Source organism: Herbaspirillum sp. WGmk3, from assembly GCF_023952535.1.
Lineage (GTDB): Bacteria > Pseudomonadota > Gammaproteobacteria > Burkholderiales > Burkholderiaceae_D > Herbaspirillum > Herbaspirillum huttiense.
Window position 1 is genome coordinate 1 of record NZ_JAKYWT010000173.1, and the last position, 231, is coordinate 231.

The following is a 231-nucleotide window of genomic DNA, read 5'->3' on the forward strand; positions in this document are numbered from 1 at the left end:
GGCCATGCCTCGGCAAAGGACCGCATCGCCATCAGGTTGGAGCGCGACAGCCCGCTCATGTCGGGGAACGCTTTCCGCAGGTCTTGCGCCAGCCGTTCGATGACTTTGGCGCCCCACCCTTGCCTCGCCTGCCGGTCGAGAATCTCATTTCCGATCTCCCAGTAAAGGGCACGTGCCCACAAGGCGCGGAAAGTAAGACAGCTTCGCTTCGGGCTGGCAGGCTGGCCCTTT

1 protein-coding gene is annotated in these 231 nt (G+C 63.2%); it reads right to left on the reverse strand.

Annotated elements, in window-relative coordinates; genetic code table 11:
* The coding region (locus tag MKD49_RS26360) for a DUF1016 N-terminal domain-containing protein (protein ID WP_252697783.1) at positions 1-231 on the reverse strand (231 nt) is incomplete at both ends.